This is a genomic window from Leisingera caerulea DSM 24564, from assembly GCF_000473325.1.
In the GTDB taxonomy this organism is placed as follows: Bacteria; Pseudomonadota; Alphaproteobacteria; order Rhodobacterales; family Rhodobacteraceae; genus Leisingera; species Leisingera caerulea.
The window spans coordinates 1546516-1560715 of the sequence record NZ_KI421513.1 but is presented as its reverse complement, the minus strand read 5'-3'; the positions used below and the strand labels follow the sequence as shown (position 1 = coordinate 1560715).

Annotated in this window: 9 protein-coding genes; 5 read left to right on the top strand and 4 right to left on the bottom strand. The window is 69.2% G+C overall.

Annotated features, from left to right (window positions below):
• Positions 1-170: 170 nt before the first annotated feature.
• Positions 171-2981, top strand: a complete 2811-nt coding sequence (polA, locus tag CAER_RS0114920; RefSeq protein ID WP_027236120.1) for a DNA polymerase I — start codon at positions 171-173, stop codon at positions 2979-2981.
• A 327-nt stretch (positions 2982-3308) separates the two neighbouring features.
• Here the strand turns inward: polA and CAER_RS0114915 are convergent, their stop codons facing one another.
• The 3 genes from CAER_RS0114915 to CAER_RS0114905 all read right to left on the bottom strand — a co-directional run bounded on the left by CAER_RS0114915 (position 3309) and on the right by CAER_RS0114905 (position 5183).
• Positions 3309-3545, bottom strand: coding sequence for a DUF2798 domain-containing protein (locus tag CAER_RS0114915; protein ID WP_027236119.1), 237 nt, complete (start codon positions 3543-3545; stop codon positions 3309-3311).
• Between the two features lie 89 nt (positions 3546-3634).
• Positions 3635-4387 carry a hydroxypyruvate isomerase family protein gene (locus CAER_RS0114910; protein WP_027236118.1) on the bottom strand — a complete coding sequence of 251 codons (753 nt, stop codon included), beginning with the start codon at positions 4385-4387 and terminating at the stop codon, positions 3635-3637.
• A 211-nt stretch (positions 4388-4598) separates the two neighbouring features.
• Positions 4599-5183 carry a DUF1285 domain-containing protein gene (locus CAER_RS0114905; RefSeq protein ID WP_027236117.1) on the bottom strand — a complete coding sequence of 195 codons (585 nt, stop codon included), beginning with the start codon at positions 5181-5183 and terminating at the stop codon, positions 4599-4601.
• A 64-nt stretch (positions 5184-5247) separates the two neighbouring features.
• Here CAER_RS0114905 and CAER_RS0114900 point away from each other — a divergent pair, with 64 nt between their 5' ends.
• The 4 genes from CAER_RS0114900 to CAER_RS0114885 are packed head-to-tail and all read left to right on the top strand — an operon-like array spanning position 5248 to position 11990.
• Positions 5248-6255 carry an AAA family ATPase gene (locus tag CAER_RS0114900; RefSeq protein ID WP_027236116.1) on the top strand — a complete coding sequence of 336 codons (1008 nt, stop codon included), beginning with the start codon at positions 5248-5250 and terminating at the stop codon, positions 6253-6255.
• A complete protein-coding gene (locus CAER_RS0114895; RefSeq protein WP_027236115.1) occupies positions 6252-7145 on the top strand; it encodes a DUF58 domain-containing protein in 894 nt (297 codons plus the stop codon). Before CAER_RS0114900 ends, CAER_RS0114895 begins: the two co-directional genes overlap by 4 nt.
• Entirely contained in the window at positions 7142-9937 is a 2796-nt protein-coding gene (locus tag CAER_RS0114890; protein WP_027236114.1) for a DUF4159 domain-containing protein, read from the top strand. Before CAER_RS0114895 ends, CAER_RS0114890 begins: the two co-directional genes overlap by 4 nt.
• A gap of 10 nt (positions 9938-9947) precedes the next feature.
• Positions 9948-11990 carry a membrane protein gene (locus CAER_RS0114885; RefSeq protein ID WP_027236113.1) on the top strand — a complete coding sequence of 681 codons (2043 nt, stop codon included), beginning with the start codon at positions 9948-9950 and terminating at the stop codon, positions 11988-11990.
• Between the two features lie 114 nt (positions 11991-12104).
• Here CAER_RS0114885 and pbpC read toward each other — a convergent pair whose 3' ends face one another.
• The gene (pbpC, locus tag CAER_RS0114880) at positions 12105-14186 is read right to left on the bottom strand and encodes a penicillin-binding protein 1C (protein ID WP_409359725.1); all 2082 of its coding nucleotides are present in this window, start codon (positions 14184-14186) and stop codon (positions 12105-12107) included.
• Between the last annotated feature and the right edge of the window lie 14 nt (positions 14187-14200).

Below are 14200 nucleotides of genomic sequence, written 5' to 3'. Positions count from 1 at the left end.
AGGTCTATCACAGGCGGGCCGCGGCTGGAACATGGGGCGGGCTGAGGCGGCGCCGGACCGCCGCTGCCGGTTCCTGCCGCCGGCGGCAAACGGCAATTGCCCTTCCTGCCCGGATCACCGATAACCGGGAAACAGAACACGAACGGATTTCCAACGGGAGCGCGGCGCACATGAGCGGGACAACATTCGGCAAGGGCTGCCATCTGCATCTGATCGACGGCTCGGCCTTCATCTTCCGCGCCTATCATGCGCTGCCGCCGCTCACGCGCAAATCCGACGGGCTGCCGATCGGGGCCGTGGCGGGCTTCTGCAACATGCTGTTCAAGCAGGTGGAGGACGCCAAGGGCCCGGATGCGCCGACTCATGTGGCGGTGATCTTTGACCATTCCGGCATGTCGTTCCGCAACGAGATGTACGATTTGTACAAGGCCAACCGCCCGCCCGCGCCCGAGGATCTGGTGCCGCAGTTCCCGCTGACCCGCGAGGCGACCAAGGCCTTCAACATCGCCTGCAAGGAGATCGAGGGCTTTGAGGCCGATGACATCATCGCCACGCTGGCGCATCAGGCGCGCGATGCGGGCGGGCGGGTCACCATCATCTCGTCGGACAAGGACCTGATGCAGCTGGTTGGCGGCGGGGTTGAGATGCTGGACGCGATGAAGAACAAGCGCATCGACAGCGACGGCGTGGTGGAGAAGTTCGGCGTCGGCCCCGAGCGTGTGGTGGATGTGCAGGCGCTGGCCGGTGATAGCGTCGACAACGTGCCGGGCGCGCCGGGGATCGGGATCAAGACCGCCGCGCTGCTGATCAACGAATTCGGCTCGCTGGAAGAGCTGCTGGACCGCGCCGAGGAGATCAAGCAGCCCAAGCGCCGGCAGACGCTGATCGAGATGCGGGAGCAGATCGAGCTGTCGAAGAAGCTGGTGCAGCTGGACTGCAATATGGAGCTGGACTTCACCCTGGATGATCTGGAGGTGATGGAGCCGGACGCCGAGACCCTGATGGGCTTCCTGACCGAGATGGAGTTCCGCACCCTGTCCAAGCGCATGGCCGACCGGCTGGGCGTTGAGGCGCCGGCGATCCCGGACGCGCCCGCCGCAGCGCCGGTCTCCGCGGCGGCAGAGGCGCCGGAGGCGGTGCCGTTTGACAAGGACAAATACGAATGCGTCCGCGATGCAGCAGCGCTGCAAGCCTGGGTCGACCGCATCCGCCAGCGCGGCTGGGTGGCGGTGGACACCGAGACCACGGGCCTGGATGAGATGGTGGTGGATCTGGTCGGCATCTCGCTGTGCGTGGAGGCGGGCGAGGCCTGCTATATCCCGCTGGCGCATAAGGCCGGGGGCGATGACCTGTTTGGCGGCGAGGGCCTGTCCGAGGGGCAGATGCCCCTGGAGGAGGCGGTCGCAATGCTGAAGCCGGTTCTGGAAGACCCGGCCATCATGAAAATCGGCCAGAACATGAAATACGACGCCAAGATCCTGCACCGCTACGGGGTGGATGTGGCGCCGGTCGACGACACCATGCTGATGTCCTATGCGCTGCATGCGGGGATGCACGGGCATGGTATGGACACGCTGTCGGAGCGCTATCTGGATCACACGCCGATCCCGATCAAGCCGCTGTTGGGGACCGGCAAATCGGCGATCACCTTTGACCGGGTGCCGATTGACGATGCGGTGCCTTATGCGGCTGAGGATGCCGACATCACCCTGCGCCTGTGGCAGCTGTTCAAGCCGCAGCTGCATCAGGAGCGGGTAACGACGGTCTATGAAACGCTGGAGCGGCCGCTGGTGCCGGTCTTGGCGGATATGGAGCGCAACGGCATCAAGGTGGACCGCGACACGCTGAGCCGCATGTCCAATGCCTTTGCCCAGAAGATGGCGGCGCTGGAGGCGGAGATCCACGAGCTGGCGGGCGAAAGTTTCAACGTCGGCTCGCCCGCGCAGCTGGGCGAGATCCTGTTCGACAAGATGTCCCTGCCCGGCGGCAAGCGCGGCAAGAACGGCAAGTATTCCACCGGCGCCGATATCCTGGAGGATCTGGCGACAGAACACGACCTGCCTGCCCGCGTGCTGGACTGGCGGCAGCTCAGCAAGCTGAAGTCGACCTATACGGACGCTTTGCAGGACCACATCAACCCCGATACGGGCCGGGTGCATACCTCGTATGCCCAGACCGGCGCCAGCACGGGGCGCATGGCCTCGACCGATCCGAACCTGCAGAACATTCCCGTCCGCACCGAGGAAGGCCGCCGCATCCGCGAAGCCTTTGTGGCGGAAGAGGGCAATGTGCTCTTGTCGCTCGACTACAGCCAGATCGAGCTGCGCATTCTGGCGCATATGGCTGGAATCGACACGCTGAAACAGGCCTTTGCCGAGGGGCAGGACATTCACGCGCTGACCGCCTCGGAGATGTTCGAGGTGCCGCTGGAGGAGATGACGCCGGAGATCCGCCGTCAGGCCAAGGCGATCAACTTTGGTGTGATCTACGGCATCTCGGGCTTTGGCCTGGCGCGCAACCTGCGCATCCCGCGCAAGGACGCGCAGGGCTTCATCGACCGCTATTTCGAGCGCTTCCCGGGCATCCGGAAATACATGGACTCGACGGTGGAGTTCGCCAAGGAGCATGGCTATGTGCAGACCCTGTTCGGGCGCAAGATCCACACTGCGGAGATCAACGCCAAGGGGCCGAAGGCCGGCTTTGCCAAACGCGCGGCGATCAACGCGCCGATCCAGGGGACGGCCGCCGACGTGATCCGCCGGGCGATGATCCGGATGCCGGAGGCGATTGCCCATCTGCCCGCGCGGATGCTGTTGCAGGTGCACGATGAACTCTTGTTCGAAGTGCCGGAAGCGGCGGTGGAGGACACCATCGCTGCCGCCCGCGAGGTGATGGAAAACGCCGCCGATCCGGCGGTGCATCTGGATGTGAAACTGGTGGTGGATGCGGGCCGCGGCCAGAACTGGGCCGAGGCGCATTAAGTCAGGTTTCTCAAGGCCGGCGGGGCGCTCCCGCCCGGCTTCGGCCTGCCGGTCTCACCCCGTTGGGCCCAGCGCCGCTGGCGCGGCGTGACGGGACGCGCAGCGGTTCGGCTCCGGGTCAAGGGAGGCGCCAGCCTCCGCGCGTTCAGCGCGGCTTGCCCTTGACGCGGCCTGCCCTGAAAACAATCGGAAACGCCTCTCAAGGGCAGCCCTGCCCTTAGGGGCTTCTCAGCAAGAAACCTGCGACGCGCCAGCGGCGCCCGGCCCAACGGCTGCTGCTGCATCTGCGATGCAGCGTGCAGCGGGCGGGAGCCGCCCTTGCGGTCCTCAGCCCTGCAGCGGCTGCTTGACCAGTTTCGCCACCAGCCGCCGCACCAGCGGCGCGGCGGTGAAGGCGACGGCAAAGGCAATCGGCCAGCTGGCCATCCACGCCTGCATCCAGTCCTGGGCAAAACCCGCGCCAAGCCCCAGCGCCTTCCAGGTCGCCACGCAGGTCACGATGCAGGACATCAGCCCCGACAGGATCAGGCTGAACAGCACAGGCGCAAAACGGGCGGGCAGCATCGGCGGCCTCCTTGGTCAACTCACCCCCGCCTTATGGCGTCCGCCGCATCACATTTCAATTCACGAATGTGTTTCCGCCCTGCGGCGGCTCAGCGCATCCAGGTGAGGCTGTCTTCGGTCCGGCGGGTCGAGGGGGTGTATTCGGCGCTGACCCAGCCGTCATAGCCGCTGGCGTCGATGGCCGCGAACAGCCGCTGGAAATCGACCGGCCCGGTACCCGGCTCGCAGCGCCCGGGGGCGGCGCCGATCTGCACATGCACCGCGCGGCTGCCGAAGGTCTCCCACACTTTGGCGGCGTCGCCGTGGATCAGCTGGGCGTGGTAGGCGTCATACTGGAGGCCGACGTTGGGCCGGTCCACCGCGTCCAGCACCTCTACCGCCAGGGTGTAGTCATCAAGGAAATAGCCGGGCTGGTCGCCGCTGTTCAACGGCTCGATGGTGAACTGCTGGCCCGGCGCCCGGTCGGCCGCCCATTGCAGGTTTTCGACAAAGGTCTGCAGCGCGGCATCGCCCTTGGCATAGCCCGCCATCACGTGGATCTTGCCCGCCTTCAGCGCCTCGGCGTAGCGCAGCACCCGGCGGATGTCGCGCTGGAAGCGGTCCGCCCCGTCCGGCACCGCCGCGTAGCCGGGCATGCCGCCGGTGTAATTCGGCGGCGGCGCGTTGATCAGCAGCAGTTCCAGCCCGTTGGCCAGCAGCGCGCGCTGGGTCTCCTTGGCGGCCAGCTCATAGGGGTTAAGGATCTCCACCGCCTCGAACCCGGCGGCGGCGGCGGCCGGAAACCGGTCGAGATAGGGCAGCTCTGCAAACAGCATCGAAATGTTGGCTGCGAATCTGGGCATGCGGGTCCTCCTGGCTTCACGGTGGTTTATCTCGCGCGAATCCATGAGGCCAAGACACAGAAAAAGACGCATTGTCGCTTTCCCGCAAGGCAGCGGCCGCAAACCTTGGCTGCCGGCGGCAAAACCGGCAAGTTTTCGCTAAATTTTCAAGGGATAGCTGCCGGGCGGCAGGTCCGGTTTGCGCCCGGGCCTGCCGCTGGCGGCGGGCGGTCTACTCCGCGTCCAGCTCTGCTGAGGGGATCAGGGAAAAAAACTCCCCGTTGGACCAGACGCCGAACCAGCCGTCGTGGTGTTCGCCCAGCTCCGCCAGCCGGTAGAAGCTTTTACGGTCGATCAGCGCCTCAAGGCCTGCGCGGATCATGACATAGGGAGACGGCTCGCCGCTTTCGCCGTCGCGCTCCACCCGGATCGGGTGCTCCGGGCCCGCTGCGGCGGTGTCGCCGAGGCTGGTGGTGAAGGTGATCACCTGCTCGCGCCCCTGCCCCGCCGCGTCGAAATCCACCGCCACAAAGGGCGCGTCATCGACGGTGATGCCGACCTTTTCCACAGGCGTGACAAGGTAATACCTGCCGTCCTCCAGCTTAAGGATGGAGGCAAACAGCTTGACCAGTTCAAACCGGTTGAACGGGGTGCCGAGGTAATGCCAGCTGCCGTCGCGGGCGATGCGGATGTCCAGGTCGCCGCAAAACGGCGGATTCCACAGGTGCACGGGCGGCAATCCCTTCCCTTTTCCGGCCGCTTTGGCCGCCGCGGCGATGCCTTCGGCATCGGGGGTCACAGGTTTTTGTCCGCTCATTGCTTTTGCCATTTCCTGTCAGCACGATAGAGTAACAGCATACATCCGGGAAACGAGGAATGTCATGCCTGAAACGGACGATCTGCTGGCCGGCATCGAGGCGCTGGAAGCCAAGCTGCAAGAGGCGCGCGCGTCGATCACCAAACGGTTCATCGGCCAGGAGCGGGTGGTGGACCTCACCCTGTCGGTGCTTTTGTGCGGCGGCCACGGGCTGCTGATCGGCCTGCCCGGCCTGGGCAAGACCCGGCTGGTGGAAACCCTCAGCACGGTGATGGGGCTGGATGGCAACCGCATTCAGTTCACCCCGGACCTGATGCCCGCCGACATTCTGGGCTCCGAAGTGCTGGACACCGCCGCCGACGGCCACCGCTCGTTCCGGTTTGTGCCGGGGCCGGTGTTCTGCCAGCTGTTGATGGCGGATGAGATCAACCGCGCCAGCCCGCGCACCCAATCGGCGCTGTTGCAGGCGATGCAGGAGCGGGTGGTGACGGTGGCGGGCGAGGACCGCTCCCTGGGGGCGCCGTTCCATGTGCTGGCGACCCAGAACCCGATTGAGCAGGAAGGCACCTATCCGCTGCCGGAGGCGCAGCTGGACCGGTTCCTGCTGCAGATCGACGTGAATTACCCCGACCGCGCGACCGAGCGGGATATTCTGCTGGCCACCACCGGGGCAGAGGAAGCGGAGGCCTATCAGGTGTTTACCGCCGCCGAGCTGATTGAGGCCCAGGCCCTGCTGCGGCGGATGCCGGTGGGCGAATCGGTGGTGGAGATGATCCTGGACCTGGTGCGCGCCTTCCGCCCTGAGGAACCCGGCGTCTCTGACCATGTGGCGCAGACCGTGGCCTGGGGGCCGGGCCCGCGGGCGGCGCAGGCGCTGATGCTGGCGGTGCGGGCGCGGGCGCTCTTGCAGGGGCGGCTGGCGCCCAATGCAGACGACGTGCTGGACATGGCGAAACCGGTGCTGAGCCACCGGATGCAGCTGAACTTTGCCGCGCGGGCACGGGGTGAAAGCCTGGCGGCGCTGATCGGGGAAACCGCGAGCGAACTGGCCCGGACCGGGGCCGCCGCGTGACCAGGCCCGCCGCCTCTCAGGCAGCAGCAGGACTGCGGCACCGGGCGGAGGCCGAGGCCAGCGCCCTGCCGCCCTTGCTGGTGCAGGCGCGGCATCTGGCGGGCTCTGTGCTGATGGGCGAGCATGGCCGCCGCCGGGCCGGCACGGGCGATGATTTCTGGCAGTACCGCCCGGCGCAGGCCGGCGACAGCCGCCGGATGATCGACCACCGGCGGTCGGCAATGGGCGATGTGCAATATGTGCGCGAGCGGGAATGGCATATCTCGCAGACGGTGCATCTGTGGGTGGATACCGGCGCGTCGATGCGGTTTGCCTCCTCTCCCAAGCTGCCGCAGAAGGTGGATCAGGCCCGGCTGCTGGGCCTGGCCGCCGCTGTTCTGATGGTGCAAGGCGGTGAGCGGGTCGGCCTGACCGGCGGCAGCCTGCCGCCCCGGCGCGGCAATGTGCAGATCCTGCGGCTGGCGGAGGCACTGTCGGCGGATGATGCGCAAGATTACGCCCCGCCCGGCCACCGCGCGCTGATCCCGCATGCGCGGGCGCTGTTCATCTCTGACTTTCTGGGGCCGTATGAACCGGTGGAGCAGGCCCTGTCCAAGGCCGCCGCGCGCGGGGTGCGCGGCGTGCTGCTGCAGGTGCTGGACCCGGCGGAGGAGGCGTTTCCCTTCTCCGGGCGCACATTGTTTGAAAGCATGGGCGGCGGTGTCACACATGAAACACTGAAGGCCTCTGCCCTGCAGGAGCGCTATCTGGACAGGCTGGCAGAACGGCGGGGCGCGCTGGAACGCCTCTGCCGCGAGGCCGGCTGGCGGTTCGGGCAGCATCACACGGGCGATCCGGCGCAGGCGGCGCTGATGTGGCTTTACCATGCACTGGAACGGACCGCGCCATGACAATGATTGCAGGCATCGGCTTTTCCGCGCCCTGGCTGCTGCTGGGGCTTTTGGCGCTGCCGGTGCTGTGGCTGCTGTTGCGGGCGATCCCGCCCGCGCCCAAGCGCCAGCCGTTCCCGGCGGTGACACTGCTGCTGGGCCTGAAGGATGACGAGAGCCTGTCGGACCGCACGCCCTGGTGGCTGTTGCTGCTGCGGCTGCTGGCGGTGGCGGCGGCGATAATCGGGCTGGCGGGGCCGGTGCTGAACCCCTCTACCGAAGACGCGGGCGGCAGCGGGCCGCTGCTGATTGTGATGGACGCCAGCTGGGGCGGCGCGGCGGGCTGGGAACAGACCAGCGCCCAGGCCGGGGTGCAGCTGGAGGAAGCGGGCCGGGCGGAACGCCCGGTGGCGGTCTTGCGCCTGAGCGCACCGGAGGTGTTGCAATTCCGCGCCGCCAGCGACTGGCAGCGGCAGCTGGCGGGGCTGGCGCCCCTGCCCTGGCAGCCGGGGCCGGAGCAGCTGGAGCAGGCTTTGGCGGCGATTGACGGGGCGGAGGGCGGATTTGACACCGTCTGGTTCAGCGACGGGCTGGAGTATCCGGGCCGCGAGGGGCTGATCGAGGCGCTGAGCCGGCGCGGCGGGATTGAGGTCTTTGAGCAGCCCTTGCCGGTGCTGGGCCTGCTGCCCGCGCGCTATACCGGCGGGGCGATTGAACTGACGGTCCAGCGCAGCCGCGCCGGACCCGCGCAGGAGGTTGCGGTGGTGGCGCAGGGCAAGGATCCCGGCGGCACCGAGCGCAGTCTGGCTGCGCTGCCGCTGCGGTTTGCGGATGGCGCCCGCGCGGCCTCGGCTGAGCTGTCGCTGCCCGCCGAACTGCGGGCGCGGCTGTCGCGGTTCGAAATCCGCGGCGAGACATCGGCGGGCGCGGTGGCGCTGACCGACGACAGCCTGCGGCGGCGCGAGGTGGCGCTGGTCTCCTCCGAAAGCGCGGATGAAGGCCTGGCGCTGCTGTCGCCGCTGCATTACCTGCGCCAGGCGCTGGCGCCCTCGGCCGAGCTGCTGGAGGGCGCGCTGCGGGATCTGCTGCCTGCGAACCCGGATGTGATCGTGCTGGCCGACGTGGCGCGGCTGGCGCCCGCGCAGGAAGAGGCGGTGATCGAATGGGTGGAAAACGGCGGCCTGCTGTTGCGCTTTGCCGGGCCGCGGCTGGCGGCCAGCGACACCGCGCGCAGCGGCGAGGAGCCCCTGATGCCGGTGCGCCTGCGCATTGGCGGGCGCAGCATCGGCGGCGCGATGAGCTGGGGCGAGCCGAAGACGCTGGCGCCGTTTGCCGAAGACTCGCCCTTTTACGGGCTGGAGGTGCCGCGGGAGGTGGCGATCAGCTCGCAAGTGGTGGCGCAGCCCGATCCGCAGCTGGCGGACCGCGTCATTGCGGAACTGGCCGACGGCACCCCGCTGGTCACCCGCAAGACGCTGGGCCAGGGCCAGGTGGTATTGTTTCACGTGACGGCGAATGCGGAGTGGAGCAGCCTGCCGCTGTCGGGCCTGTTCGTGGCAATGCTGGAGCGGCTGGCGGTGTCCTCCTCTGCCGCTGCGCCCAAGGCCGAGGATCTGGAAGGCACCACCTGGACCCCGGTGGAGGTGCTGGACGGGTTCGGCCGGCTGGAGGCGGCGGAAACGCTGCCGGGGGTCAAGGGGCCGGATCTGGTGGCGGCGCCCGCGGGGCCGGAACTGCGCCCCGGTGTCTACGACGGCGGGCGGCGGATGCTGGCACGCAACGTGCTGCGCCCCGAAGATGAGCTGCTGGCGGCGCGCTGGCCTGCCTCGGTGGAGGTTAGCGGCTATGACGCGCCGCAGGAGATGCCGCTGGGCGGGGCCTTGCTGACGCTGGCGCTGATGCTTTTGGCGCTGGATGTGCTGGGCACGCTCTTGGTGTCCGGTCTCTTGGGCCGGGCCCGCACCGCCGCGCTGGCGGCGGCGGTTGGGCTGGCGGCGCTGGCGGCGCCCCAGGATGCACGCGCGCAGGAGGGTCCGCCGCAGCAGCAGGCGCAGGCGGATTTCCGGGCGGCAGAGCTGGCCTCGGAACTGGTGCTGGCGCATGTTCTGACCGGCGACGCGGAGATCGACCGCCTCGCCGAGGCCGGCCTGCGCGGGCTGTCGGACACGCTGTTCTTCCGCACCTCGGTGGAGCCGGCCAACCCGGCAGGCGTCGACCTGGAGCGGGATGAGCTGGCGTTTTTCCCGCTGCTGTACTGGCCGGTCACGCGGGACCAGCCGCTGCCCTCCTCCGAGGCTTACTCGAAGCTGAACACCTATCTGCGGGCGGGCGGGATGATCCTGTTCGATACCCGCGACGCCGATCTCGCCTCTGCCGGCGCCAGCAGCCCGGCGGCGCGGCGGCTGCAGCAGATTGCGCTGCCGCTGGACATCCCGCCGCTGGAGGTGGTGCCGGAAGACCATGTGCTGACCCGCGCCTTCTACCTGCTGCAGGATTTCCCCGGCCGCCACAGCCGCGGCCCGGTCTGGGTCGAGGCCGCGTCGCCGGATGCGGAGCAGGCCGAGGGCATCCCCTTCCGCAATCTGAACGACGGGGTGACGCCGGTGGTGATCGGCGGCAACGACTGGGCCGCAGCCTGGGCGGTGGATGAAAACGGGCGGCCCTTGCTGCCGGTCGGGCGCGGCTATGCCGGCGAGCGGCAGCGGGAGCTGGCTTACCGGTTCGGCGTCAACCTGGTGATGCATGTGCTGACCGGCAATTACAAATCCGACCAGGTGCATGTGCCGGCGCTCCTGGACCGGCTGGGGCAATAGGGGTGGTTTCATGACACAGACGATCCTGTTTGACCCTCTGGTGCCCTGGCCCGTGATCTGGGCCGCGGGCGGCGTGACCCTGGCGGCGCTGCTGCTGGGGCTGTGGAACGGGCTGTCGGGCTGGGCCTTGCGGGCCTTGGCGGCACTGGTGCTGCTGGCCGCGCTGTCCGGGCCGGTGCATCAGAGCGAGGACCGCGCGCCGCTGGATGACATCGTGATCGTGGCGGAGGACCAGACCGCCAGCCAGCAGCTGCGCGGCCGGCCGGAGCAGATGGAGCGTGCCCGCAGCCAGCTGAGGGCAGCGCTGGAAAACCGGCCCGGCACCGATGTGCGCTGGGTCACCGTGCCGGATGGCGAGGGCGACGAGGGCACCCGGCTGATGGCGGCCATTGCGCAGGCGCTGGCGGACGAGCCGCGGGCGCGGGTCGCAGGCATCATCGCCCTGTCCGACGGCCAGGTGCATGACGCGGACCAGGCGGTCAGCCTGCCTGCGCCGATGCACCTGCTGCTGACCGGGCGCGAAGACGACTGGGACCGCCGCCTGATCGTCAAGAACGCCCCCGGCTTTGCCATCATCGGCGAGCCGGTCACGCTGACGCTCAGGATCGAGGATCAGGGCGCGGCGCCGGCTGAGGGCAGCTTTGCCGATCTGGACATCTCGGTCGGGGGCGATGAACCGCAGCGCTTTACCCTGCCCGTGGGCGTGGATTTCGAGCTGCCGATGGTGCTGCAGCACGGCGGGCGCAACGTGATCCAGTTCAGCGTGCCGGAAGAGCCGGGCGAGCTGACCGCGCGCAACAACGCCGCGCTGGTGCAGATCAACGGGGTGCGCGACCGGCTGAGGGTGCTGCTGGTGTCGGGCGAGCCGCACGCGGGCGGGCGCACCTGGCGCAACCTTCTGAAATCCGACAGCGCGGTGGACCTGGTGCATTTCACCATCCTGCGCCCGCCGGAAAAGCAGGACGGGGTGCCGGTGGAGGAGCTGTCGCTGATTGCCTTCCCCACCCGCGAGCTGTTCCTGGAGAAAATCGACGATTTCGACCTGATCATCTTTGACCGCTACAAGCGGCGCGGCATCCTGCCTGCGGTCTATCTGGACAACGTGGCCAATTACGCGATGGGCGGCGGCGCGGTGCTGGTGGCGGCCGGCCCGGATTTTGCCAGCGCCGACAGCATCTACCGCTCGCCGCTGTCGCTGATCCTGCCTGCCGAACCCTCGGCCCGGGTGCTGGAGGAGGCGTACCGGCCCGCGGTGACGGATCTGGGCAGGCAGCACCCGGTGACCTCGGGCCTGGAGGGGGCTGCGGACTGGGGCCGCTGGCTGCGCCAGATTGAGCTGAGGACGCCGGAAGGACATGTGCTGATGAGCGGCGCGGGGGAGCGTCCGTTGCTGGTGCTGAACCGGGTCGGCGAGGGCCGGGTCGCCTTGCTGGCCTCGGACCACGCCTGGCTGTGGAGCCGCGGGTACGAGGGCGGCGGGCCGCAGCTGGAGCTGCTGCGGCGGCTGGCGCATTGGATGATGAAGGAGCCGGAGCTGGAGGAAGAGGCGCTGTGGGCCGAGACCTCTGGCCAGCGGATGCGTATCCTGCGCCGCACGCTGGCCGGGCAGGCCGGGCCGGTCACGGTGACCAATCCGGATGGCTCCGCGGTGGAGCTGGATCTGCGCCAAACCGCGCCGGGCCAGTGGGAAACCCGCTATGAGGGGCCGGAGCCGGGTCTGTACCGGCTGCAGGAAGGTGAAGAGAGCACTGTGGTCGGGCTTGGCCCTGCCGCCCCCAAGGAGTTTGAGGAAACCATTGCCACAGGCTCCGTGCTGGCGCCGGTGCTGGAGCCTCTGCGCGGCGGCGTTCTGCGGCTGGAGGACGGGATGCCGTCCTTGCGCAGCGTGCGCGCCGGGCGCCCGGCCTCGGGGCGCGGCTGGATCGGGCTGACGCCGCGGGAGGCTTATGAGACGCTGTCGGTGTCCCAGGGGCCGCTGCTGCCGGCCTGGCTGGCGCTGGTGATGGCGGCGTTTTTTCTGGTGGCCGGCTGGCTGCGCGAGGGGCGGAGGTAGGCGGCTTTCGCACCCCGGGGCTCTCCCGCCCTTCGCAGGTTTTCTTGCGAATCCCGCGAACGTTGGGCCCGGCCCGGTTTCTGGAAAACAGCCCCGCCCCGGCTGATCCGCACCTTAGTCGATCCGCAGATTGACCCGGTCCGAGCGGCCTGCGCCATCCACAATCACCAGCGAGGAGAAGCCGGGGCCGGGGCTGGGGACGGAGAATTCGCGCCGGCGCTGGCCTGACAGCACCGGCCGGCCGTTCGCCAGCACCAGAAACGGCGCGGTGCCGCCGCGCAGTTTGAGCGTCAGGTCTGCGTCGTCCAGTGCCAGCCGGGCGCCTTCGGGCGGGAAAATCAGCTCCGGCGCACCGGCAGGCCGGGAGAAGGCGGCGTCGCGGGGGCGGAAGCGCTGCAGCGGCTGCGGCAGGTCTGCGGAGCTGACGATCAGCGTGGCGGGGGGCGGCGGCGGTAGAGGATCGAGCGCGGGCTTAAGCCGCCCGAAGGCCTCAAACAGTACCGGCGCGGCCAGATCGCCGCCGAAGATGCCGGGAACAGGTGTGCCGTCGGCGCGGCCCATCCAGACGCCGATCACGTGGCGCCCGTCCCAGCCGATCGCCCAGGCGTCGCGGTGGCCGTAGGAGGTGCCGGTCTTGTATGCGATCGTGCCTGCGCGCGCGCCAGCGGGCACCGGCAGGCCGCGCAGGATGTCGGCAACCTGCCAGGCGGCCTCGGGCGAGGTGAGGCGGCCTGCGGGTGCGGGCGCCTCACCCTGCAGCACGCGCAAGGCAGGCCCCTGCCCGCCTGCCGCCAGCCCGGCGTAGAGCTGCACCATATCCTGCAGGCTGATGCCGAGGCCCCCGAGCGACAGCGCCAGGCCCGGCGCGCCGCCGGGGAGTTCCGGTTTGGCGCCGCCTGCGCGCAAGGACGCCATCACCCGCGCCGGTCCCAGTTCCTGCGTCAGCTTCACCACGGGGATGTTGAGGGACAGCTGCAGCGCCTCGCGCAGCTTGATGTCGCCGCGGAATTCACCGTCGAAATTCTGCGGCGCGTAGCCTGCGAAGTTGACCGGGCCGTCGTGGATCAGGGTTTCCGGGTGCGCCAGGCCCTGGTCGAAGGCGAGGCCGTAGATCAGCGGTTTCAGGGTGGAGCCGGGGGAGCGGATCGCCTGGGTCATATCGACAAAGCCGCGCCGCTGCGCATCCGAATAACCGGGCGAGCCAACCAGCGCCAGCACTTCGCCGGTCTGGTGATCGGCGGCGATGAGGGCGGCGGAGAGGCGCGGGCCGGTGCTGCGGGCGGCCTCTGCCAGCAGCTGCTGCATCCGGGATTGCACCGCGCCGTCGAGGGTCAGGCGCAGCTGGCGTTTGCCGGGGTGCTGGGCGGTCACCCGGTCCGCCAGATGCGGGGCGAGGCGCGGGAAGGCGGCCATGCGGTGCGGCAGCGGGGTGCGGCGGGCGGCCTCGGCCTGTTCTGCGGTGACGATGCCTTGGCGCTGCATCCGGGCCAGCACGCGGTTGCGGGCCTCGCTGGCGGCGTCGGGGAAGCGGTCGGGGCGGCGGCGCCCGGGGGATTGCGGCAGGGCCACCAGCAGCGCGGCCTCTGCGGGCGTCAGGCGGTTCGGCTCCTTGCCGAACCAGCTGTAGGTTGCCGCGCGGATGCCCTCTGCCGCGCCGCCATAGGGGGCGTGGGTCAGGTAGAGGGTGAGGATCTGATCCTTGCTGAGCCGGCGTTCGAGCGCCAGCGCGACGCGCATCTGGCGCAGCTTGCCCGCCCAGCGGCCGGTGGTGCCGTCCTCCAAGAGGCGCGCGACCTGCATGGTGAGGGTGGAGCCGCCGGAGACCGCGCGCCCGTTCCGCAGCGCCTGGCCTGCGGCGCGGATCAGGGCGATGGGATCGACGCCGGCGTGGGAGCGGAAGCGCTTGTCCTCGTAGCGCAGGAGCATGTTCAGGAAATGCGGGTCGACGTCCTGGGGCTGGACGGCGAGGCGCCAGAGGCCGTCGCCCACGGGGTAGGCGCGCAGGAGCTTGCCGTTGCGGTCGAGGACCTCGGTGGAGGTTTCTGTCAGGGTGAGGGGGAGGTTCGTGTTCTCGATCCAAGTGTCGAAGCTGCGGTAGGCGGTGACCGTTACCGCAATCAGAAGCGCTAAGGCCAAAGCGCTCCGTTTCCACCTCCCGCCCGGCGGCACCGCCGGGCAGCGCCCGACCCTCCCCATGGGAGGGCGCTTCG